The 23,254-nt window shown below is 53.2% G+C and carries 23 protein-coding genes; 2 read left to right on the forward strand and 21 right to left on the reverse strand.

Annotation, left to right across the window (positions count from 1 at the left end; all coding sequences use genetic code 11):
* From HV037_RS21135 to pmbA, 11 genes are all read right to left on the reverse strand, one after another.
* Positions 1 to 1,914 (reverse strand): PRD domain-containing protein, encoded by a 1,914-nt coding sequence (locus HV037_RS21135; protein ID WP_103283414.1) that lies wholly within the window; start codon positions 1,912 to 1,914, stop codon positions 1 to 3.
* 21 nt (positions 1,915 to 1,935) lie between these two features.
* Positions 1,936 to 2,676 (reverse strand): KDGP aldolase family protein, encoded by a 741-nt coding sequence (locus HV037_RS21140; protein ID WP_016151471.1) that lies wholly within the window; start codon positions 2,674 to 2,676, stop codon positions 1,936 to 1,938.
* Entirely contained in the window at positions 2,673 to 3,791 is a 1,119-nt protein-coding gene (locus tag HV037_RS21145; protein WP_103283413.1) for a DgaE family pyridoxal phosphate-dependent ammonia lyase, read from the reverse strand. The genes HV037_RS21140 and HV037_RS21145 overlap by 4 nt, the downstream gene beginning before the upstream one ends.
* Complete coding sequence (locus tag HV037_RS21150; RefSeq protein ID WP_016151469.1) at positions 3,775 to 4,908, reverse strand: amidohydrolase/deacetylase family metallohydrolase; 1,134 nt, start codon at positions 4,906 to 4,908, stop codon at positions 3,775 to 3,777. The genes HV037_RS21145 and HV037_RS21150 overlap by 17 nt, the downstream gene beginning before the upstream one ends.
* A gap of 58 nt (positions 4,909 to 4,966) precedes the next feature.
* Positions 4,967 to 5,611 (reverse strand): DUF4310 family protein, encoded by a 645-nt coding sequence (locus tag HV037_RS21155; RefSeq protein WP_003830379.1) that lies wholly within the window; start codon positions 5,609 to 5,611, stop codon positions 4,967 to 4,969.
* Positions 5,612 to 5,622: 11 nt separating this feature from the next.
* Positions 5,623 to 6,399, reverse strand: a complete 777-nt coding sequence (locus HV037_RS21160; RefSeq protein ID WP_005134210.1) for a DUF4311 domain-containing protein — start codon at positions 6,397 to 6,399, stop codon at positions 5,623 to 5,625.
* A 22-nt stretch (positions 6,400 to 6,421) separates the two neighbouring features.
* Complete coding sequence (locus HV037_RS21165; RefSeq protein ID WP_103283412.1) at positions 6,422 to 6,721, reverse strand: DUF4312 family protein; 300 nt, start codon at positions 6,719 to 6,721, stop codon at positions 6,422 to 6,424.
* A 2-nt stretch (positions 6,722 to 6,723) separates the two neighbouring features.
* A complete protein-coding gene (locus tag HV037_RS21170) occupies positions 6,724 to 7,086 on the reverse strand; it encodes an SFCGS family glycine-rich protein (protein WP_003830384.1) in 363 nt (120 codons plus the stop codon).
* A 10-nt stretch (positions 7,087 to 7,096) separates the two neighbouring features.
* The gene (locus tag HV037_RS21175; protein ID WP_016151467.1) at positions 7,097 to 7,405 is read right to left on the reverse strand and encodes a PRD domain-containing protein; all 309 of its coding nucleotides are present in this window, start codon (positions 7,403 to 7,405) and stop codon (positions 7,097 to 7,099) included.
* A 330-nt stretch (positions 7,406 to 7,735) separates the two neighbouring features.
* The gene (gene cybC / locus HV037_RS21180) at positions 7,736 to 8,122 is read right to left on the reverse strand and encodes a cytochrome b562 (RefSeq protein WP_016155540.1); all 387 of its coding nucleotides are present in this window, start codon (positions 8,120 to 8,122) and stop codon (positions 7,736 to 7,738) included.
* A 47-nt stretch (positions 8,123 to 8,169) separates the two neighbouring features.
* A complete protein-coding gene (gene pmbA, locus HV037_RS21185; protein ID WP_047358563.1) occupies positions 8,170 to 9,522 on the reverse strand; it encodes a metalloprotease PmbA in 1,353 nt (450 codons plus the stop codon).
* 95 nt (positions 9,523 to 9,617) lie between these two features.
* Here pmbA and yjgA point away from each other — a divergent pair, with 95 nt between their 5' ends.
* Entirely contained in the window at positions 9,618 to 10,169 is a 552-nt protein-coding gene (gene yjgA, locus HV037_RS21190) for a ribosome biogenesis factor YjgA (protein ID WP_053389026.1), read from the forward strand.
* 63 nt (positions 10,170 to 10,232) lie between these two features.
* Here yjgA and HV037_RS21195 read toward each other — a convergent pair whose 3' ends face one another.
* The 5 genes from HV037_RS21195 to mpl form a co-directional block, all read right to left on the reverse strand.
* The gene (locus tag HV037_RS21195; RefSeq protein WP_049270638.1) at positions 10,233 to 11,549 is read right to left on the reverse strand and encodes a PTS transporter subunit EIIC; all 1,317 of its coding nucleotides are present in this window, start codon (positions 11,547 to 11,549) and stop codon (positions 10,233 to 10,235) included.
* Positions 11,550 to 11,555: 6 nt separating this feature from the next.
* Positions 11,556 to 12,245 (reverse strand): 6-phosphogluconolactonase, encoded by a 690-nt coding sequence (locus HV037_RS21200; RefSeq protein WP_016155538.1) that lies wholly within the window; start codon positions 12,243 to 12,245, stop codon positions 11,556 to 11,558.
* A 16-nt stretch (positions 12,246 to 12,261) separates the two neighbouring features.
* The gene (locus tag HV037_RS21205; RefSeq protein ID WP_103283411.1) at positions 12,262 to 13,584 is read right to left on the reverse strand and encodes a 6-phospho-beta-glucosidase; all 1,323 of its coding nucleotides are present in this window, start codon (positions 13,582 to 13,584) and stop codon (positions 12,262 to 12,264) included.
* Entirely contained in the window at positions 13,584 to 14,336 is a 753-nt protein-coding gene (locus HV037_RS21210; RefSeq protein ID WP_049041861.1) for a MurR/RpiR family transcriptional regulator, read from the reverse strand. The genes HV037_RS21205 and HV037_RS21210 overlap by 1 nt, the downstream gene beginning before the upstream one ends.
* A gap of 287 nt (positions 14,337 to 14,623) precedes the next feature.
* Complete coding sequence (mpl, locus tag HV037_RS21215; protein ID WP_016151460.1) at positions 14,624 to 16,000, reverse strand: UDP-N-acetylmuramate:L-alanyl-gamma-D-glutamyl-meso-diaminopimelate ligase; 1,377 nt, start codon at positions 15,998 to 16,000, stop codon at positions 14,624 to 14,626.
* A 175-nt stretch (positions 16,001 to 16,175) separates the two neighbouring features.
* Between mpl and fbp the strand changes: the two genes are divergently transcribed.
* Positions 16,176 to 17,174: a class 1 fructose-bisphosphatase gene (gene fbp, locus HV037_RS21220; RefSeq protein WP_016151459.1), complete on the forward strand. Its 999-nt coding sequence runs from the start codon at positions 16,176 to 16,178 to the stop codon at positions 17,172 to 17,174.
* A gap of 52 nt (positions 17,175 to 17,226) precedes the next feature.
* Here fbp and HV037_RS21225 read toward each other — a convergent pair whose 3' ends face one another.
* The 5 genes from HV037_RS21225 to ytfQ all read right to left on the reverse strand — a co-directional run bounded on the left by HV037_RS21225 (position 17,227) and on the right by ytfQ (position 23,011).
* The gene (locus tag HV037_RS21225) at positions 17,227 to 18,339 is read right to left on the reverse strand and encodes a methyl-accepting chemotaxis protein (RefSeq protein ID WP_016155535.1); all 1,113 of its coding nucleotides are present in this window, start codon (positions 18,337 to 18,339) and stop codon (positions 17,227 to 17,229) included.
* 103 nt (positions 18,340 to 18,442) lie between these two features.
* The gene (gene yjfF, locus HV037_RS21230) at positions 18,443 to 19,444 is read right to left on the reverse strand and encodes a galactofuranose ABC transporter, permease protein YjfF (protein WP_016151457.1); all 1,002 of its coding nucleotides are present in this window, start codon (positions 19,442 to 19,444) and stop codon (positions 18,443 to 18,445) included.
* Entirely contained in the window at positions 19,431 to 20,453 is a 1,023-nt protein-coding gene (gene ytfT / locus HV037_RS21235) for a galactofuranose ABC transporter, ATP-binding protein YtfT (RefSeq protein ID WP_016155534.1), read from the reverse strand. Before ytfT ends, yjfF begins: the two co-directional genes overlap by 14 nt.
* 13 nt (positions 20,454 to 20,466) lie before the next feature.
* On the reverse strand, positions 20,467 to 21,969 hold the full coding sequence (ytfR, locus tag HV037_RS21240; protein WP_103283409.1) for a galactofuranose ABC transporter, ATP-binding protein YtfR: 1,503 nt from the start codon (positions 21,967 to 21,969) through the stop codon (positions 20,467 to 20,469).
* A gap of 85 nt (positions 21,970 to 22,054) precedes the next feature.
* Positions 22,055 to 23,011 carry a galactofuranose ABC transporter substrate-binding protein YtfQ gene (gene ytfQ, locus HV037_RS21245; RefSeq protein WP_016151454.1) on the reverse strand — a complete coding sequence of 319 codons (957 nt, stop codon included), beginning with the start codon at positions 23,009 to 23,011 and terminating at the stop codon, positions 22,055 to 22,057.
* Positions 23,012 to 23,254 lie beyond the last annotated feature (243 nt).

Consider the following 23,254-nt stretch of genomic DNA (forward strand, 5'->3'; position numbering starts at 1 on the left):
TTAAAAACGGCTCACACACTCCATTGCAACCGTTTTGAACTCGCTGAAATTCCGGCACGCGCAGAGCCGCGTCATCGCGCGCTCGCGCAGGAAGGTGACGAAAATATCGTAGATCGCCATCGCTTCTTCGTATTCGCTTTTGCTGATGGCGAGCAGGAAGATCACATGCGCCGTTTCATCCCCCCAGGCGATACCCTGCGGGACGAGGATGGTGTAGACCACCGTTTTCTTTGCCAGCAGACCGAGGGCGTGCGGCAGGGCAATGCTGTCACCCAGCATGGTGCTGACGATGGCCTCACGTTCAACCACCGAATCAAGAAACTCCGCATCGACAAAGCCTTCATCCTGCAACTGGCGACATAAAACGTTGAACAACGTTTGTTGATCCATTGGCTCGTCGATCACACGAAAATGGGCGGCATCGAAGAATTTGTTCAACATCCACGGACGGGTTCTGTCGACCAGCACCAGTTTGCCAATTTGCTCCAGTTGATAATCGGTAGGGAACGGTGCAATCATCACCACAGGCTTATCTTTTTCACCAACCCGCGCGGTAGAGATGACGAAATCTTCGCTGATACTTTCCCGCTGTTCGTAGTCGCGTAGCGTCACAGTATCGACGATTTCTATCTGCGGATACTTACGCGCCAGCACCGCTTCAATCATCCGCGCCATCGCATTTCCAGCATCGCATACCAGCAGAACTTTCGGCTGCCTCTGGTAACCGATGTTGTAACTACGCTCCAGCCCGACGCCAATATGCAGCACAAGGAAGCCAATCTCATTTTCACTGATGGTGTACGGCGTATATTTTCCCCATCCCGAGACGGCGGCCAGCGTCATGTCCCACGCCATCGGGTAGTGCTGTTTAATATTTTCCAGTAGCGGATTGGGGATCATTATCTGGTAACGCACCCGGGTGATCATCGTCTTAATATGCGTCAGCAGGTCAGCATGTAACTGTTTGTCATTCAACAGGTTGTAGTTGTACTGGCTGTTGATAAACCGCAGGATGTAATTGACCAGCGCTTCGTCATCATCCGCATTGATGGCGCTGGGGGCGATCTCTTGTACCTGGCGGGCGGCGATATGCACCTGCAGCCAGTTCTCTTCGGAAACGGTAAGCGGTTTATCCGCCAGTCGGTGCAATACCGCTGCGATTTCCCGCGTGGCCAGGCACACCGATTGCTCGGCTTCTTCTGCGGCAAATTCCGGGAGGGGATACCCTTCGCTAATCCGCCGTACCGCCACCGCACAGTACAACCGCAAAAACAGCTCACCCTCATCGGTCAGGCGAATGTGAAAACGGGCAAAAATATCCTGCAAAACAGGTTGTAGCTGTTCAGGGATCCCGGCATTTAGTGCCTCTTGCGTCACTAGCGGGTGCTGTGGATCCTGCTGCGCCAGCGTCCATAGCAGATCGGTCAAACAGGCGCGGATCGCCATCTCGCTGCCAAACAGTTTCATACCGTGACGGGGGCGCGTTTCCAACGTCAGATGATAACGTTGCAGATGCTCGCGCACCTCAGCCATATCGTTTTGCAGCGTCGCGCGGCTGATAAACCATTCATCAGCCAAATCCTCCAGCTTCAGCGAAAAGGCCGACGTCAGAAAACGAACCACCAGCCAGTGCACCCGCTCCTGGCTGGTGCGAGGGATGCGCAGCAACGCGTCTGGTCGCTGCGTTTGCAGGGCATGATAACGTGCCGGGTCGTCAATTTTGAGTTGATAACCGTTACCCCGGCTGAGGACAAACTGCGCGCCGTACTGGGTGAGCAGCGCGTTTAGCGCAGTGATATCCGCCCGTACGGTGCGTGTGGAAACCGACAACCGCTGCGCCAGCTCGTCCTGTGGAAGCGCTTCGTTTTGCAGCATGCCAAACAGCTGCGCTAAACGTTGGTTGGGGAATCGCACGTCAGTTTCCTCATCAGTCAGTTAGCCTACGCAGGCCCGGGTCATCGCCATCAGCTGGCGCACGTCGTCCGGGCGGGTGTTACCACTCACCTTATCAATAATCGAACTATAGATGTGAGGAATAATTTTGCTCACTCCGGCATCCAGGGCGATCTGCAAAATTTCAGTGAAATTATCCAGATCGATACCGCCAGTTGGCTCCAGCCAGAAGTCATGGCGGGCGCAGGCCTGGGCAACTGCAATGTATTCCTCACGGCACTTCAGGCCACCCATTGGGAAGTATTTAATCGAGCTCCCCCCCATGTCTTTGAGCAACGCAATCGCGGTTTCTACCGGCACAATGCCGTCTGGCGTCTGGCTGCTCAGCGGACCGGTGGAGATTTTCACCCTGCCCGGTGTGCCAGTTGGCGAGACCAGACCGTTGACCACCGTCTCCTGCTGACCCAGCAGCGCGCGGCTGGTCGCCACGCCGGTAAAGACCTGATTAACATGCTGTGGCTGCACCTGACGGGAGATTTCACTGACCATCGCCGACTGGTTTGGATCGCCCGCCCCCAGCCCCACGGAGAGGGCATTGTCGATAAGCGCTGCGTATTCACGCATATCCGCAACCGCGCTTGCGACATCCGGGTAATTTTTAGACAACACACCGACCAGCACGTGTCCTTCCGCCGCCGCGTAAATATCCCGGGCATTTTCTTTGGAGCCCGCCAGCACGTTCAGGCAAACGCGGTCGCGATAAAAGTTAGGGGTCAGTTTCATGCTTTTTTCTCCTGCGAAATCACTTCACCAATTCGACGGGCCACAATCTCCAGTTGCGCGCGATCCACGCTGCGCACATCGGCTTCGATAATGCCTTCGTTAGCTTTGTAACCACGGAAGTAAATCGCGTACTCTCCCTGTTTGAGTGCGTCGACCAGTTCACCTGTGGCGATCCCGGTTACCGCTTCGTCAAACTTAATTTCCGTGCGCGCGATGTCGCGCCCTGCGCTGTCCCACACCACGCGGGCACTTACGCCGTGAAGCTGGTTTAACGCATTAATGAACGGCGTCATTTTCTCGACCATCTCCGCGCCGCTCTCTTTCTGCGCGTTCAGATACAGTTCGATGGCGCAGGTCAGGCCAAGAATCCCCTCTTTACCCACCTTCATCGCCCGGCCAATCCCCGCGGTCTGGCGCTTCACCCACTCAACGTATTGGGTTTTGCCAATCACCAGGCCGCTGGTTGGCCCTTCAATCGCCTTCGCACCGCTATAAATCACCAGATCCGCACCAACCCGGTAGTAGCACTGCAAATCCTCTTCCGCCGCCGCATCCACGATTAGCGGCAGATTATGCGTACGCGCCACCACCGCAGCCTGATCCACGCTGAGCATACTTTTCTGGACGCAGTGGTGAGATTTGATATACAGAATGGCCGCCGTGCGTGGCGTAATGGCCGCCGCCAGCTGAGCGGCGGAACATTCGTTGGCATAACCCGCTTCCACTAGCTTGCCGCCGCCGAGCGCCACCATGGTGCCAACCGGAGCGCCAAAGTTGACGTTGTGGCCTTTGGGCAGCACGATTTCGTTGTTCTCGATCGGCGCGACGTGCAGGTTCTCCAGCAGCCAGTCGCTGTCCTTAACCAGCACTCCAGCCACTGACAGGGCGATTCCGGCCGAAGCGCAGGAGACGACGGTAGCTCCTTCCACCTCCAGCAATTTCGCAATGTAGTCACCGGTCTTATTGACCAGGTCTTTCATCTCAAAATATTGATTCATCCCCGCCATTGCGGCCTCAACCACTTCTGGTCGTGGCGTAGAAACGCCGAGCGCCGTCATGCGGCCTGAGGTGTTAATCACCTGTTTTAAATTGTATTTCTCAAAAATCGAAGGCATGTTCCGCGCTCCCTTGTTCGGTCATATAGCCCTTGCCCGCACGTATTGCGGCAAGCGGCACCAGCAGTTGTTCAGCCTGCAGGCTGTCGTTTTCTGCATCTACCAGCACGGTTGGCTGGCGCTTAAGCGTAAAGAGGGTTAAATCGGCATCCAGACCAACCTGCAGTCGCCCTTTCTGTTTCAGGCGCAGACCATCGGCGGCATTGGCAGTAACGCACTCAATGACCTGCGGTAGCGACATCCCAATGGCGAGAAATTTCGACATCACATTCGCCAGGGAATACACCGGGCCGCTGATACGGTTGCGACAATAAATATCGGAGCTGATGGTGTGCGGCAAAATGCCCAGACCGATAGCGCGTTTTGCCACCGCAAAGCTCAGGCTGGCAGTGCCATGCCCAACGTCCAGACGCACGCCGCGTGAAATCGCCCGCGTCACTGACGCCCGCAGCTCGCCTTGCGGCGTCAGAATGCGATTCGGCTTACCGTTGTAGCAGTGGGTAATGATGTCGCCCGCGGTCAGGCGTTCGGCGATCTCATCCAGATCCGGCGGATTGTTGCCGATGTGCACCATCAGCGGCAGGTCTCCGTTCTGCGCTTGCATCGCTTTGGCGCGCTCCAGCGGCGTAATGCCGTTTTCACCGACCACGCTGCTGCTCATGCGCGCCTTCAGGCCGACGATAAAATCAGGATGGCGCTTCACCGCCTGTCGCACCGCATCGGCGTCAATGTTGGCCATATTAGCCAGCTCGTTCTGGGCGATAAGCCCAACGCGGGAAATATTCAGCAGCGCATACACTTCGGTGGCCGCTTCCCGGGTCAGGGTATAAAAATCATCGATATCGTCCGCCCCGGTACTGCCCGCATCCACCACCGTGGTAACGCCGGTAGCTATACCGACGCTGTCCGGCTGGTCGTGATAAATCGGGGATTTCGGATAGCAGTGAACGTGGGAATCAATCCAACCTGCGCTGACGTAGTACTCGCCGCCCAGTTCGATGGTTTTCAGCGCCGGGCCATCAACGTCGCCCAACGCCGCAATTTTGCCGTCTTTGAGCGCAATATCGCTCACCGTATCGTCAACGAGGCGCGCACGGCGCAGGAGTAAATCAAACATCGCTCTCTCCTTTGCCGGATGGCGGCGCAACCGCCTCATCCGGCCTACAAATCAACAGTTAGCTAATGGCAATCGGGAAGATGGACCCGAGGATCATCGCCCCAAGGATCGCCCCGCCGGTGATCGGTTTCTGCCACAGGTAAAACAGCAGCGCGCCCGCCAGTGAACCGATGCCGATAGGGATAGACGCCGTCATCGCGCTGAGGATAATCAATGGTCCGAGGAAGCGGCCAGAGGCGTTACCGGCCCCCATCATGACATCTGCACCGTAGGTCGAGTCGCTCTGGTTGATGGTGAACTTACGCGCCAGAATAATGATGTAGCCAATCGCCAGACCAATCACCAGACCGGTGACCAGCGACGCTGCGAAGTTGGCAACCGGGAAGATAATACCTGCGCCCAACAGCAGCGCCGGAACACCTAACCCGACCCCGGTCTGAATAGCCCCGCCAATATCCAGAATCCCCACCAGCGAACCTTCAATGATGCGGGCAAACAGGAAGCTTGCACCAAATGCCGCCACCGCCCCGTAGGAGCCGGTGTCCATTCCCGCCTTCAGCATCGCCACAAAAGCGACTTCGTTAAATGCGCCAATACCGTACAGGTAGTACATGTGCGTTCCGGCAAATACGCCAGAGGAGAGCAGGCCAACGAAGATCGGGAACGACCAGTCAGCGAACCAAAAACCTTTATTCTGTTCCATGATGGCCTCCGTTATTTGCCGCTGAGCGAGTTGTGGATCAGTTCGAGCCAGTTAGGCACGGTCAGATGGAAGGATTCGATCATCTTCATGTCGAAGCCGCGGAAGAAGCCGCTCAGGACAAACAGCGCGACGATAGCCACCATCATCACTTTAGTGACGTGGTTCCAGCCGCTCTCTTCCACGCCTTTACCGATCAGAATGCCAAGGACCAGACCCGGAACGGCGTTGCCCATAATCAGCTGCGCCGCGCCGCCAAAGACGGTGGCCCAGAAGCCTGATTTTTTACCGGCATCGATCGCCGCCAGCCAGAAGATCACCGGCATCACGGTGTTGACCAGCAGGTTAGCCGCAGGCACCAGCACCTTGACGGCGGTCACCTGCAACGCTTCCGGTACGGATGACGCTGTGAGGTTCAGGAAGGTCACGACGATCATCCCGATAACACCGCAGGCAATCGCCATGCGCTTGGGATCGTGCAGCGTTTCACCGACGTTGCGGTTTTTAACCATCAGCGCAGCAGCGCCCCAGTTGGGGATGATGCGATGGTCGACGTCCTGAGTGAACGCCCCCGCCGCAACGGAGGAAGCCCAGGCGTTAAAGAAAAAGCCCAGGCCGAACGAGAAGTGAGAAGCCGGATCCCCTTCGCAGGAATTCAGTTCTCCCAGAGTACGAAACGCGCCCATCCCTTGAGTGGTAGGCGCATGAAACATGCGTGCAGCCCCAGCGCCGACACCGACGCCAACCAGGCCGCCGATGATGAGCGATTTTATTAATATTATCAGGAACATAATTATGCCTTTTAATAAAGAATCAGCGTTGCGTAACGAAATCCACCTTGTCGAGATTGATGGCAGTCACGTTGACGGTCACGTCCAGCTCCACGCTGAAGGTGCGTCTTTCCCGGCGCAAAAAGAGGTATAAAAATGCCTCTTTGCGCACCGATTCACGAGCTTGAACAACCTGCACATCCTGTGGCTCAATACGCAGTAAGATATGCGGCGACGCTTTCATCACCGCTGCCTGAACGTGGTTCAGGGCATCGGCAAAGGCGCGCGCTTTGGCCTCGCCCTTGCCAGTGACTCTCACCGTGGTGGTGAATTGTTCTTTCATGCTTAAGCGCCGTGTTTCTTTTGCCACGCCTGTACCAGGCGCTCACCGAGTTCTTCTTTGTCCATAAAACCGAACCCCAGCACGTTGCAACCTTCGTTGATGGCCGTGACCCCTTCATCAACCGAGCGCATGCCGTATTTCGCCTTGTAGCCGTATTTGGTCTGCGCGGTAATCGCACCCGCGCCGCCACTGCCGCAAAACGAGATGCCAAAGGTGGCGTTTTCCGCTTTCATCACGTCACCCAGCTTCATATCTGCCGCAACGCCCGGCACCACAACCGCACGGCCGCCCGCTTTCTCAACGCCTGCCGCCACTTTCTGGCCTTTACCCAGACGATCGCCAATCACTACGGTAATCTGTTCCATCTTTTGCTCCTTAAAGGTTGTCTTTTGCGACTTCGAAGTGCACCGACAGCAGCCAGGCCTCTTCCTCAGGAAGATTGCCAAACTCAGCGACCACGTCACGGGCAAGCGCCATTGATTCGGCAGAAATTTCATCAAACAAGCTGGCATCGACTTCTGGTAAGGGTTCACCCGTTACCGAGCGGTGCGCCATGGCGCGAACATGCGACGTCAGCATCTGTTCCTGTACAGCGTTGGGAATAATGTGGCGTTCACGCAGCAAGGCATACACCTGCGCCAGCATGCGGTCGGCCAGTTCCACCGATTCCCCCATGTCATTCATTACAGCTCCGTTATTCACTCGTCTTACCCCACTAGTGGCTCTGAGGGTAACTTAGCGGCGGGGGTTAAAAGTTTGTAGCGAGTTGTTTTCCACTTCGAAGTGGAAAGGGGCGCAGCGATAGTGATCTGTGCCGCAAAAAGGGCCAGGACCACGATTAATCACTGGAAGAATGTGATTGAGATCGCAAGAGTGAGCAGCAAAATGGAAGGAAATGCGAACAATGAATGGACGATAAAAATGAAAAAATGTGATGGGGATAGCGTTTACTTATGGGATGCAGGGGCGCAGCGTCTTATCCGGCCTACGGTTATGCAGGCCGGATAGAGTAGATTAGCGGAACTTCTTGTGGTTTTCGTTGCGCGTTTTTTTCAGGTCTTCCGCAACGGCTTTCGCCTCTTTGACTTTACCTTCGTTCGCCAGTTTAAGCGCGCCGTCAATCTGACCGATCAGCGTGTCAAAGCCGTGGCGGAAATCTTTCATCTCCGCACTGTCCGGGGATTTGCTCTCCAGCTTCGGTGGCGTTCCCTTTTGAGCATCCAGCGCGGCTGCACGCATTTTGGTCAACGCGTCTTTTAGTTCAGTCGCATTGTCCGTTTTTTCGACGATCTTCAGGTTGTCGTTGAGGATCCCCATGTCATCTTCGAGATCGGCTGCAAACGCAGAAGAACCAAGAACCAGCGTTGAAGCCGCGACGATCGCTAACAGGTGTTTACGCATTGCTCACTTCCTTTTTTATTATTAAAAAATTAACGCCTTAACGAGTATCATTGCCCGGCGATTTTCATCTCCGGTAACAATACCGAACCACACTGAATATTACTGCGCGTTTCAATATCGTTGCCTACGGTCACAATATTGCGCCACATCTCTTTTAAGTTACCGGCGATGGTAATTTCACTCACCGGATACTGAATTTCGCCGTTTTCGACCCAAAAACCCGCCGCGCCGCGCGAGTAATCGCCGGTAATGCCGCTAACGCCCTGCCCCATCAGCTCGGTAACCACAAGACCTGTGCCCATCTCTTTGAGCAACTGCTCGAAGCTTAGACCCTGTCCCGGAATTCGCCAGTTGTGGATCCCGCCCGCATGACCGGTGCTCTTCAGTCCCAGCTTACGTGCGGAATAGTTGGTCAGCAGCCATTGGGTCAGCACGCCGTCTTTAACAATGTCACGGCGTTCGGTCCGTACGCCTTCGCTGTCGAACGGCGACGACGCCAGCCCTTTCAGCAGGTGCGGATGTTCTTCAATAGTCAGCCATTCCGGCAGAATTTGTTTGCCCAGCGAGTCGAGCAGGAAGGTGGATTTACGGTACACCGAACCACCGGCAATCGCGCCGACCAGATGTCCGAACAGCCCAGTCGCTACTTCGTTGGCAAAAATCACCGGCGCTTTCATGGTGGAAAGTTTACGCGGAGAGAGGCGAGATAAGGTGCGGCGAGCACAGTCTGCCCCCACCCATTCCGGCGTTTGCAGATCGCCCATCGCCCGGCCAATGGTGTAGGCGTAATCACGCTCCATATCGCCATTTTCTTCCGCGATGACGCAGCTGGAAAGAGAGTGACGCGTGGAACAGTAGCCCTGCAGCATCCCGTGACTGTTACCAAACACTTTGATGCCATAGTGGCTGTTAAAACTGCCACCCTCGGTATTGGTGATACGCTTATCGGCCTGCAGCGCCGCCTGTTCAGCGCGGGCTGCCAGTTCGATAGCTTCGTCAGGGGAAACTTCCGCCGGGTGGAACAGATCCAAATCGGGCGCATCAAAGGCCAGCAGTTCTTTATCTGCCACGCCCGCGCACGGGTCCGGTGAGGTGTAACGTGCAATATCCAGCGCGGCCTGCACGGTACGTGCAATCGCCTGCGGGCTTAAATCGGTGGACGATGCGCTGCCCTTACGATTTTGGTGATAAACCGTAATCCCCAGCGCGCCATCGCTATTGAATTCTACGTTCTCCACTTCACCATAACGGGTGCTGACGCTAATACCCGTGGTCTTGCTCACAGCGACTTCCGCGCCATCCGACTTACCTGACGCTAATTCCAGTGCCGTCGAGACCGCTTCTTCCAGAATCTTACGCTGCGCTTCAACTTGTGAGATTACTTTCATCGCAAATGCCATAATGTAGAGAGAGTTTCTCTGAAGTCTAACAGAGAACCGTTTTTCAGTGCGCATCTTAACTGGTAACATTAGCCTCTTTTTTTAAGGAGCCTGACATGACTAAGCAGCCCGAAGACTGGCTCGACGACGTTCCCGGTGATGACATCGAAGACGAAGACGATGAAATTATCTGGGTTAGTAAAAGTGAAATAAAACGTGACGCCGAGGAGTTAAAACACCTGGGTGTGGAACTGGTAAAACTGGGGAAAAACGCGCTGGATAAAATCCCGCTCGACGCGGATTTACGTGCCGCGATTGAGTTGGCCCAGCGTATTAAGATGGAAGGTCGCCGCCGCCAGCTGCAGCTGATTGGCAAAATGTTGCGCCAGCGCGATGTTGATCCTATCCGTCAGGCGCTGGACAAGCTGAAAAACCGTCACAACCAACAGGTTGTACTGTTTCACAAGCTTGAGCAACTGCGCGATCGCCTGATCGCCGAAGGTGATGATGCGGTAGCGGAAGTGCTGAACCTGTGGCCAAACGCCGATCGCCAGCAGCTTCGTTCTCTGGTTCGCAATGCGAAGAAAGAGCTAGAAGGCAACAAGCCGCCGAAATCAGCACGTCAGATTTTCCAGTATCTGCGTGAACTGGCGGAAAACGAAATCTAACCTCTTCGTCTGCAGAAAGTGCCGGATGATGTAAATACTTCATCCGGCCTGGATTCTGCGCTCTTACTGCTGGGGCTGCATTTCGCCCATAGCGTTCTCTGACTGGCTCTCTTCATGCAGATACTGCTTATCTAAAATCTTCACGAACGGTGTATAAATCGCGGTGGCGATAACCAGATTCACGGCCTGTAAAACAATGCCTGAAATCCCGGTGGTGAGGAAACCAGAAATAAAGATCGGCGTTGTCCAGGGAATGGAGATACCAGAGGTGGGGGGAACCCAGCCGAATGCGATAACCACATAAGTAACCGTACACAGCACCATTGGGGTAATGATAAACGGGATAAGCATCAGCGGATTAAGCACGATTGGCAAACCAAAAATAACCGGCTCATTAATGTTAAAAATTGCCGCCGGTGCCGCCAGCCGTGAGAGCTGCTTTAATCGCGTACTTTTGGCAACCATAAAGATGCTAATCAACAGTGCCCCGGTAAAACCCGTACCGCCGGCAATCAAATAGACATCCCTGAACTGCTGAGTAATGATGTTGGTCGCTACCAGCCCGGCCTGAGTTTGCGCCAGGTTCTGCGCACTGAGCGTTTGCCAGATAGGCCCCATTACGGATGTCATGATAGAGTCGCCATGGATCCCAAAGAACCAGAAGAAACTGATCATCATCTCAGCAATCAGTTGCGATAAGAGGGAATTCCCCAGATACAGCAACGGCTGTTGCAGCATGACGCTGATAAATTTCCCTGGCGTACCAAAAGGCGTGTTCTCAAACAGCACCTTGACGATAATCCAGAACAGTAGCACTAAGAAGATAGGTACCAGCGATTTAAACGACCTGGCAATCTCTGGCGGGACACTCGCAGGCATCTTGATGGTAAAAGCCCTGTTTTCCAGAAACTGGACCACCTTGATGGTGACCACAGTGACGATAATCCCTAAGAACATCGATTCAGAGCTAAAGTCGATCAGCGCGTAAGCATCGACGACGATTTCTCCCGATCCTGTCGTAATATGACCAGGCGACATTAAGAAGAAGATCGCCACCGGTAAAATAGCGGAACTTTGGCTGAGATTAAGCTTTTCAACTAACTCCTTTGAGAAGGTGATAATCACCAGCAGCGTCATTAATCCGTAGCTGGCGTTAATCCCGTAATTGAGCTTATCCAGCACGCCTTCCCCTAACAGCGAACTCATAAACTCGTGATAGCCGTTAACAGGAAAGTTGGTTAACAATACGAAAAATGAACCGACAATCAAAAAGGGAATCAGGGCAATAAACGCATTTTTTAGTGCGGTCAGGTAGATGTTTGACGAGATTTTCTCGGCCAGTGGCAACATCTTTTGTTCGAGTAGAGAGGTTATGCTCATGCCCGCTTACCCTATAAGGTTTTTTGTCACGTAATAATTAACCTGCGGGAACTGCTTGATATAGATGGCAGGAACCTGAGTGTGGTGCGCATCGCCGTTAACAATCTCCTGATAAATATCTTTTTTCGTATCGTGGTTGATGATGACAATCACTTTTCCAGCCTTGATGATTTTATTCAGCCCGACGGTAATCCCCTCGGTGAGGGTGACATCTCCGGAGAAGTATTTATGGCTGGCGACGTTAATTGTTACGTCATCCAGTTGAGTTTGTAGATAATCCTCATCAAACGGCACGCCCGGCTCGTTTAAGCCGATATGCCCGTTCATTCCCACGCCCAGAATTACATAGTCAAACTCTTCACCGTTGAGCGCGGTTTGGTAATGGGCAATATTTTGTGCCGTAGAGGCAAACGGATTGAAATGGACTAACCGCACCGGATAGGCACATTTGTGCACAAAGTCCTGATTAATCATGTTCAGGCAGCTGCCATCTGATTCGCTGGGCACGTTGACCCACTCATCCAGCGCAAAGAAGGTAAGGCGTTCGGCAAACGGTGTCGCTGCCAGTGCTTCGTAAATCCAGTGAGGCGTGCTACCGGAGGGGATCAGCACGCGAGAATGTGGTTTGAGCGCGGATAGCTCACTAACGACCTGTTCAGCCAGCGCGGCATTGGTATCAAACGTTGTACATTTCATCCGTTTCTTCTCGCTATTAAAGTGATTCAATCTTTTTGGCGAATAAAGGAAGATACTTTTTATTGGCCAGCAGCATCTCTTTGACTAACGCCACACCCGAAGTATCGCTTGAGCATAATGGGTTGAAAATAAAGGCTGAAATAAGCGCTTGATAATCGCCGGTGGCGGCGGCTTTAACGATCTGCGATTCATAGTCTTTCATCATGGAAACAATCCCTTTCGCAGGAGATGGGATCTCGCCAGTACAAATTGGAATCGGACCATTACGGGTAAGCACACAGTTCACTTCAACTACCGCCTCTTCCGGTAAATTAGTGATAGCACCGCCGTTACGAACGTTGACGGTTTGAATGCTCTTATCGTCGAGGTAAATAGCGCGAATAACGTTCAGCGCGGCGGTGGAATAAAGCGCACCGCCGCGGGCTTCCAGCTCTTTAGGCTTATCCTGAAGCGTAACGTCGCTGTATTTTTTAAACAGTTCGGCTTCGATATTTTTGACGATCTCACCTCGTGATTGCTCGGCTGCTTCCTGCTCGGCCAGCATTTCAGTCGTCTTAAGGTAGTATTTTAAATAGGAAGAGGGGATCAGATTGGTGGCGGCCAGCAGCTCTTTATTAAACTGCTCATTGCTGATGTTTTTAAAGCTCAGTGCATCGACGTCGGCGGCGTTGATTATCTCGATGGTTTCGCGGGTACGGTCGACGCCGTTATGCAAAATTTTGGTAATAAAGTTCATATGGTTGGAGCCTTTGAACTCGACGTATAAATCCTCTACGTTGGCATTCAGCAGCCCGGCCACCTGATGGGTCATATTGACAGGACCATTGCACAGGCCGATGACCCGATTGTTGTGGCTGTATTTGAGTACCGCTTCTGTCACCATGGAAGCTGGATTGGTGAAGTTAATCAGCCAGGCGTTTGGACAAATCGCCTTCATTTCATTCGCTATTTCAATGATGACCGGAATGGTGCGCAGAGCTTTGAACATCCCGCCCGCACCGTTGGTTTCCTGGCCAATAAAACCGTATGACTTCGGCAGTTTTTCATCAACGATTCGGGCATCGATACCACCGACGCGCAGTTGAGTCACCACGAAGTCGGCACCCAGCAGCGCTGTTTTGCGGTCAAAAGTTTGGATGACATCAATTGGTAAATTTGCTTTGGCAAGCATTCTTTTGGTGAGATCGAAAATGATGTTCATTTTCTCTTTACCCATTTCAACGTCGACAAAAGCGATGTGAGAGATGGGAAGCTGGTGGTAGTTTTTAATTACCCCTTCAATCAGTTCTGGCGTATAGCTGCTACCCGCACCAATCACCACGAGTTTTAGTTTTTTCATTAGTCTTCTACTTTTGAATTAAATTTCAACGACACTTTTCTGACATTGGACAAATGGAAAAGCATAATATCTACGATGGCTATCTGGATCGGATAGCTTATATTTTCGAAAGCAGTATCTTTAATAATGGCGTTTTTGTAGATCAAGACCGCATCGGCCTTAAGCGCCAGCGTAGAGTTTTCCCGGCTGGTAATCGCGGCCACCTTGATGCCGTTTTTTCTGGCATTAAAAATTATCTCTTCCAGCATTTCTGACTCACCGCTGTTGGAAACAATCAGCATACAATCGTTAGCGGTCAGAAAGCGGCTGCGGACATTACAGTTGGTGTAGTCTGTTTCATTGAGGATATTAAAGCCCAGCACCATCAGATTATAGCTAACATAGTTCGCCACGCTATCTGATGTACCGTATCCCCAGGTGATAATCGTATTGCAGTCGGACAAAAAATCACAAAAGAATTTGACTTTATTCTCAGACACTCTGGTTAAAGCATCCTGCATTTCTTGTATATATTCGCTAACAAACGCGTTATGGTGCTGCGAGTTTTGCGATCTGGAGAATACGTCCCGAATGTTGACCTTAAACTCCTGGAAATTATTAAAGCCTAATTTCTTTACCAACTTAGAAATAGATGGCGCGGTAGTATAAACGCGATCTGCCAGTTCATGAATTTTCATTTTATAAACATCAGCAGGATTCTCCTGACAGAATTTATAAACTCGCAGTTCATTATTGGTTAAATTTTTTCGCATGGAGCGCACCTTTTATTATGTGGCACTTACGCCACATTGGCTCTCGAGGGGATATTAGCAAGGGAAAAGCGGAAATAGATTTTATGATTTAGAAATTAATTTCTGCGATCTGAGTTATAAATTTCCATATAGAGGCTTCCCATTCCGTTGAGAAGTATGGCGTAACCAGAAGGCCGGATGGCAACGGAGATCGTGCTCCTGAGAAAGTGCCGGATAACGGTGTAAACACCTTATCCGGCCCACAACGGATCGTAAGCCCGGTAAGCGTAGCGCCACCGGGCATTTTTTTACTCTTCTTCTGCCTGGGCTTTCTTCGCCAGGCCATCCAGCAGTTTTTGATGGATGCCACCAAACCCGCCGTTACTCATCACCAGGATGTGATCGCCAGGCTGTGCAGTTTTCACCACCATATCTGCCAGCGCATCCACATCGCCGCTCCAGTGCGCAGGCTGAACGCAGGCTTCAGCGACTTCTGCTACCTGCCACGGAATATGCGGGGGTTGCAGCAGGAACACTTCGTCCGCACGCCCTAACGACGGCGCCAGGTCATCTTTGCACAGGCCCATTTTCATGGTGTTCGAGCGTGGTTCCAGCACCGCGATGATGCGCGCCGTGCCACCCACTTTACCGCGCAGCGCCGCAAGCGTTGCCAGAATGGCCGTTGGGTGATGGGCGAAATCGTCATACACCGTCACGCCATTGGCTTCGCCGCGCAGCTCAAGACGACGACGAGCGTTGATGAACGAGCCCAGCGCATTGGCTGCATCTGCAGGCACGACGCCAACATGGCGCGCGGCAGCAATCGCCATCAGACCGTTGTGCATGTTGTGCTCACCTACCAGGCCCCACTTCACCACGCCAACATTTTCACCGTCCAGCCACACTTCCCATTCGGATGCATCAGTGGTCAGCTTTTTCGCCTGCCAGTGACCTTGTTCACCAACCAGCTCTTGTTCGCTCCAGCAGCCCATCGCCATCGTCTGTTTCAGATTGATGTCGTTTTCCGGGTAGATAATGCGTCCCTGGCCCGGCACGATACGCACCAGGTGGTGGAACTGTTTCTGGATCGCTTTCAGATCGTCAAAGATATCAGCGTGATCGAACTCAAGGTTGTTGAGGATCAGCGTACGCGGGCAGTAATGTACGAATTTAGAACGCTTATCGAAGAAGGCGCAATCGTACTCATCCGCTTCAATAACGAAGAAGTCGCTCTCACCCAGACGCGCGGAAACCTCAAAGTTACCCGGTACGCCGCCGATAACAAAGCCAGGCTTATAGCCGCAGGCTTCGAGGATCCAGGTCGCCATTCCGGCGGTGGTGGTTTTGCCGTGCGTCCCCGCAACCGCCAGTACCCAACGATCGCGCAGTACAAAGTCATGCAGCCACTGCGGGCCGGACATGTACGGAATGTTCTTTTCCAGCACCGCTTCCACACACGGATTACCCCGGGTCATGGCATTGCCAATGATCACCAGGTCCGGCTGCGGATCGAGCTGGCTGGCATCGTAACCCTGAATCAGATCAATGCCTTGCTTCTCAAGTAAGGTACTCATCGGCGGATACACATTGGCGTCCGAACCGGTTACTTCATGACCGAGTGAGCGCGCCAGCATCGCCAGACCGCCCATGAAAGTGCCACAAATTCCCAAAATATGAATGCGCATACGTCACTATCCTTTTTTAATCTGGGTGCCATTTTACGCACATGTCCGGCAAGTGAGAAACGCATTTCAGGATATTCCGTAGTTTGCTGGCGCGATTCACCTAAGCGCGACAATGGAAATATTTGTTAATATTGTTGCGGTCGCTTTACTCCACATAAATTGCAGGGAAAGTGTTATGAAAACGTTAGGTGAATTTATTGTCGAAAAGCAGCACGAGTTTTCTCATGCTACCGGTGAACTCACTGCTTTGTTGTCGGCAATAAAGCTGGGCGCCAAGATCATCCACCGCGATATCAACAAGGCCGGTCTGGTCGATATCCTGGGTGCCAGCGGTGCTGAGAACGTGCAGGGAGAGGTTCAGCAAAAACTCGATCTGTTCGCGAACGAAAAACTGAAAGCTGCACTGAAGGCGCGCGACATTGTGGCGGGCATTGCCTCGGAAGAAGAAGATGAAATCGTCGTCTTTGAAGGCTGTGAACACGCAAAATATGTTGTGCTGATGGATCCTCTGGATGGCTCATCCAACATCGATGTTAACGTCTCTGTCGGTACGATTTTCTCTATTTATCGCCGCGTAACCCCAGTAGGCACGCCGGTCACGGAAGAGGATTTCCTGCAACCAGGCAACAAGCAGGTTGCTGCGGGCTACGTTGTTTATGGTTCTTCCACCATGCTGGTGTATACCACCGGCTGTGGCGTACACGCCTTCACCTACGATCCTTCTCTGGGCGTATTCTGCCTCAGCCAGGAACGTATGCGCTTCCCGGCGAAAGGCAGCACGTACTCCATTAACGAAGGCAACTACATTAAATTCCCGAACGGCGTGAAGAAGTACATTAAATTCTGCCAGGAAGAAGATAAGTCAACTCAGCGCCCGTACACCTCGCGCTACATTGGCTCTCTGGTTGCGGATTTCCATCGTAATCTGCTCAAAGGCGGGATCTACCTGTACCCAAGCACCGCCAGCCACCCGCAAGGGAAGTTGCGCCTGCTGTACGAATGCAATCCGATGGCCTTCCTGGCCGAGCAGGCGGGCGGCAAAGCGAGCGATGGTAAAGATCGCATTCTGGATATCACCCCGGAAAGCCTGCACCAGCGTCGCTCCTTCTTCGTAGGTAACGACCATATGGTTGAAGATGTAGAACGCTTTATCCGCGAATTCCCGGACGCGTAATACGCTTTGCCGGATGAGACGTGTTAACGCCATCATCCGGCAAATTTATCCCCTACGCCGTTTGTACTTTAAACGCCGCCATTGCTTCGAGCAGCGCATGTGACTGCTCTTCCAGCGAGCGGGTAGCCGCTGAAGATTGCTGTACCAGCGCCGCATTTTGCTGCGCCGTTTCATCCATCTGAATCACCGCGATATTCACCTGCTCAATGCCGCGACTCTGTTCCTGCGACGCGCTGGCAATTTCACGCATCAGTTTGGTCATGCGCATCACTTCATTGGCAATCTCATCCATGGTTTCGCCCGCCTGCTGCGCCAGCTCGCTGCCTTCTCCCACGTGGGTGTGTGAATCGCTGATTAACGTGCGGATCTCTTTTGCCGCCTCGGCGCTGCGGCTGGCCAGATTACGCACTTCACCTGCAACGACCGCAAAGCCCCGCCCTTGCTCACCGGCACGCGCCGCTTCAACAGAAGCATTTAGCGCAAGGATATTGGTCTGGAAAGCAATACCGTCGATTACGCTGAGGATGTCGGCGATTCGGCTGGAACTGCCGGAAATATCGCGCATTTTCTCAATCACATAGCACACCATCTCACTGCCGCGATCGGCGGTATCCGACACCGATTTTGCCAACTGGTGTGCCTGTTCCGCGTTCTGCGCATTCTGTTTCACGGTCGCCGTGAGCTCTTCCATACTGGCTGCGGTCTGCTCCAGCGAAGTGGCTGTCGATTCAGTACGTTGCGCCAGATGCTGGTTCCCGGCCGTCAGCTCACGGCTACCAATATCAATTTGTAAACTGGCATCGCGGACACGCTGTACCGAGTCGCCCAACGCATGGCGCATTTCATCCATTGCCGCGTTCAGACGGTTGAATTCGGCGCTGGCCGACAGCGCGGTAACCGGCGACAAATCCCCCGTCGCCAGGCGTTCCAGTTGCTCAACCATATTATCCAGCGGCTTGAGAAACTTATTTCGCAGCATGAACCAAATCACCGCCAGCAACGCGAGGGCAGCCAACATCGAGGCGCTCATAATACCGTGGTAAATCAAAGAAGTAATGATACGGGTAGAGGCATACAGCCCCATACCGCCGGTCAGCAACAGAAGGAACGTCAGCAGAGACAATAACACCAACAAACTTGATCGAATTGAAAGGGATTTTGGCATCGTTATATTTCCGGTTGTAGGGTTAAAACAGACCTGTACAGAACCTATCGACTACAACCGGAAAAAGTTTAGGTATTTAAATGTTTAGTGAAAAATCAGGATGTTACTTTGGTGTTGCCGCCGTCCCCACTCTGGTTACTGGCGAGCTTTGACGATTTTCCCAAAGTACCGTCAGACCGCGCTGTAAGGCAATAAAAATAAACAATAAAATGCCAATCGCGATCTTCGTCCACCAGGAACTTAATGTGCCATCAAAATTAATGTAGGTCTGGATCAACCCCTGAATGGCGACACCAAACAACGTTCCTAACACCGTACCGACCCCACCGCTCAACAGGGTTCCGCCAATCACGACTGAGGCAATCGCATCCAGCTCAACGCCGACGCCCGCCAGCGCATAACCCGCCTGGGTGTAAATTGAAAAGACAATGCCGGCAAGCGTCGCAAGCCCGGTCGACAGCATATAGATACGGATGGTCGTGCTGCGGGTTGAGATCCCCATCAGGTTGGCAGAGGTGGCGTTGCCGCCAATAGCGTAAACCTGATTACCAAAGCGCGTACGGTGCGCCAGGAATATGCCAATGACGACTACCGCCAGCATCAGCAATCCCATTGCACTCAGGCGACCGCCGCCGGGAATTTTCCATGCCAGGCTTGAGAGCATGTCATAAACCGGATGGTTAATTGGGATCGACTCTTCAGACACCAGATAGCTGACGCCGCGCAGGAAGAACATTCCCGCCAGGGTAATAATGAATGCTGGGATCTTCAGCGCATCAATCAGTAACCCCATAAACGCGCCAAACGCGCAGCCCATCAGCAGAATCAGGGGAAACGCCAAAAGCGGAGATATACCCCAGTAGCCAATGGCCTTCGCCAGAAATACGCCGGTAAACGCAATCACCGAGCCAACGGACAGGTCGATCCCGCCAGAGAGAATCACGAAGGTCATGCCCACGGCGATGATGCCCAGAAAAGCGTTATCGGTCAGGATATTGCAGATAACTCTGGTTGAAGCAAAAGCCGGAAACTGTGTCAGGCAGTAGAGGTAACCCAGCACAAACACGCCGAGGGTGATCATCAGCGGTAAATTACGTTTTATCATGACCACGCACTCCTTTTATCAGGCTGATAAAGCGTTGTGATTGCACGACCAGCACACACAACACCACCACGGCTTTGACCACTTGATTTAGTTCTGGCGGGAAGCCCGACAGTAAAATCCCGGTGTTCATGCCCTGAATAATCAATGCCCCGACCACCGACAGCAGCAGATTAAAGCGCCCGCCCATCAGCGAGCCACCGCCGATAACTACCGCCAGGATGGCATCCAGTTCCAGCCACAATCCGGCGTTATTGGCATCTGCCCCGCGGATATCCGCCGTGACGATAATGCCGGCGATAGCCGCACACAGACCGCTCAGCACATAGGTGAGCATCACGATAATGCGCGTGTTCACCCCGGCGTTTTTTGCCGCACGAATGTTGATGCCTACCGCTTCAATAAACATCCCCAGCGCCGTTTTACGCGTCAGTAACCAGAACACCACCAGCGTTAGCAGGGCAATGATCACTGGCGTGGGGAACAGTAAGAGCGAGCCGCTGCCAAACCACGACAGTTCGGGCGAATTGAAGGTGACGATCTGCCCGGAGGTGATAAGCTGCGCCACTCCGCGCCCGGCCACCATCAGGATTAGCGTGGCAACGAACGGTTGGATTTTGAGGATTGCCACCAGAATCCCGTTCCATAACCCTGCCAGAATGCCGGAGCCTAAGGCGGCAAGCAGCACCACCGGCAAACTGTGCCCGGCCACCGTCATCGCCGCGGTGGTGGCACCGGCAATAGCCATGACGGCGCCTACGGAAAGGTCGATGCCGCCGGTGGCAATCACCAGCGTCATGCCAATCGCTAACAGCGCCACGGGGGCGGCACGGTTGAGAATATCAATCGGGCTACCGAACAGCCGACCATCTTGCAAAATCACCTGATAAAAGTGCGGCGCGACCAGGCTATCAACCAGCAGCACCAGCAGTAGCGCCACCAGTTGTGGCATGCCCTTTGGCCAGCGGAATCGCCGTTGCGGCGGAGTGGATTGAGGGAGAGATTGAGGCATCACCATAGTCTCCTTAGGCCGCAATGGCGTTCATGATCGCCGGTACGGACAATTCAGCCAGCGGGATCTCGGCCACCTGTTTGCGATCGCGCATAATAATGACCCGATCGGCATAGCCCACTAACTCTTCCAGTTCGGATGAAATCACCAGCAGCGCCAGACCATCCGCGCACAGCGTTTCGATCAGGCGGATGATCTCGGCATGCGCGCCGACGTCGATCCCACGCGTAGGTTCATCGAGGATCAGGAACTGCGGTTTGGTCAGTAACCAGCGCGAGAGCAATACTTTTTGCTGATTGCCGCCGGAGAGGAATTCGATCGGCTGTTCAGCGTTGGGGGTGCGAATTCCGAGCTGGCGGATAAAACGCTCGGCAATCTCATTTTGTTCTTTCCGCGGAATAGGCCGCAGCCAGCCACGCTGCGCCTGTAATGCCAGAATGATGTTTTCCCGCACCGAGGCGGCGGCGATAATACCATCCGTTTTGCGATCCTCCGGACAGAAGCCGATCCCCAGACACGAAGCCTGATGCGGCGATCGCAAGGTCTGCGCTTTGCCCTTGATCAGCGCACTGCCGCTGTCGGCGGGTTTAATACCGAAGATCACCTCCGCCGTTTCCGTTCGCCCGGATCCCAGCAGTCCAGCGAGACCGACGATCTCACCAGGGCGCACCTGTAGATCAAACGGCGCGATGGTGCCTTTCTTGCCAAAGTCGCTAAAGGCCGCCACTGGTTTATCACTCAGCAACGTACGGCCCGCACGCTGTAGCGCATGGGTATCCAGTTCGCGACCCAGCATCATTTTGACCAGTTCGATCTGTGGCAGCTCGCGGGTTTCACGGCAGCCAACGAAGCCGCCGTTACGCAGGACGGTAATGCGATCGCTGACCTGATAGACCTGATCGAGGAAATGGGTAACGAAGATCAGACTGACGCCCCGATCGCGCAGATGCCGCATCAGGCCGAACAGCATTTCTACTTCCTGGGTATCAAGACTGGCGGTGGGCTCATCGAGGATCAGCACTTTCGCGGAGAGATCGATCGCCCGACAGATAGCGACGATCTGCTGCATCGCCACGGAAAAGCGGTTCAGCGGCTCGCGCACGTCGAGGGAAAAACCGTATGACGCCATCAACTCCGTCGCGCGTTTTTCCATCTGCTTGCGCAGCAGCAGGCCAAAACACCGCGGTTCACGGCCAATAAACAAGTTATCCGCTACCGACATATTGGGCAGCAGATTCACTTCCTGATACACGGTACCGATCCCCAACTGCTGGGCATGGGCGGTATTTTTGGGGGAGATAGGCTGGCCTTCGAGCCAGATCGTGCCGCGATCTGCATGGTAAACGCCGGTCAGCGCTTTGATTAGCGTCGATTTACCGGCTCCGTTTTCTCCCAGCAGCGCCATAATCTCACCGCGACGCAAGCTGAAATCTACGTTATCCAGCGCTTTGACGCCGGGAAAGAATTTGCTTAATCCTTCGGTGCGGAGGATTTCCTGATGGGGGTCGGTGGTCATGGCATTCCTCCGGTACGAAATCACGGCCTTTTCGTAGGCCTGATAAGCGCAACGCCATCAGGCCTACGGAAGACCGGCAGCAAAACTAGTAGCCCATGTTTTTCTTCTTCTCTAACTCTTCTTTCGCCGTATCCGGCAGATAGAGGATCGACTTGGTAATGGTCAGCTTTTCAGGCATCGTGCCGTCTTTTTTGAATTTCTCCAGCGCGTCGAATGCCGGGCCTGCCATATTCGGCGTCAGCTCGACGCTGGCGTTGGCTTCACCGTCAATCATTGCTTTGTAGATATCCGGTACGCCGTCGATGGAACCGGTCAGAATATCTTTGCCGGGTTTCAGGCCCGCTTCTTTAATCGCCTGGATCGCCCCGATCACCATGTCATCGTTATGGGCGTAAACCATGCAGATGTTCTTGCCATTGTTTTCCGCTTTGATAAAGCTCTCCATCACTTCTTTCCCTTTACTGCGGGTGAAGTCGCCGGACTGTGAGCGGATAATCTTAATGTTTGGCGCGTTGGCGATGGCTTCAGCAAACCCTTTTTTACGATCGATGGCCACGCTGGCCCCGACGGTCCCTTGCAGCTCAACGACGTTACACGGCTTGCCGTTCACTTGTTTAATCAACCAGTCGCCGATCAATTTACCTTCCAGCACGTTGTCGGCAGTGACCGTGGTCATATAGAGAGATTTGTCTTTTACATCGATGGAACGATCGAGCAAAAAGACCGGAATGTCGGCATCTTTAGCTTCTTTTAAAACCGGTTCCCAACCCGTTGCCACGACTGGCGCAATAAAGATGGCGTCAACGCCCTGCGCAACAAATGAGCGAACTGCTTTAATCTGGTTTTCCTGCTTTTGCTGGCCGTCAGCGATTTTCAGCGTAATACCACGCTTTTCAGCCTCGCTTTTCGCAACGTTGGTTTCTGCGGCGCGCCAGCCGGATTCAGAGCCAACTTGCGAAAATCCTACGGTTAAAGGGGCTGCCATTGCCATAGACGACATGGCTGCCGAAACTGCTGTGACTAAAAGTAAGCGCTTCCACATAAGTGCGTCCTCGTAGGGTGATTATTGTTGGTTAATAAACCGTCGCGAAAAAACTATAGACAATTGAGCATGTAACGAATTGCGTTACATCACACTTCAAAAAAGTAAATAAAACGTTAATCACAACTTTGTAATCGCTTTCATCCCGCTATGAAAAATGCGGCTGAAGATATGGATTTTTCTGTCACGAGAGAGGGGTAAAAAGAAGAAAATGAGCGCAGAGAAAGCGAAAACAAGCGGAGA

Source organism: Citrobacter sp. RHBSTW-00017 (genome assembly GCF_013797615.1).
Lineage (GTDB): Bacteria > Pseudomonadota > Gammaproteobacteria > Enterobacterales > Enterobacteriaceae > Citrobacter > Citrobacter braakii.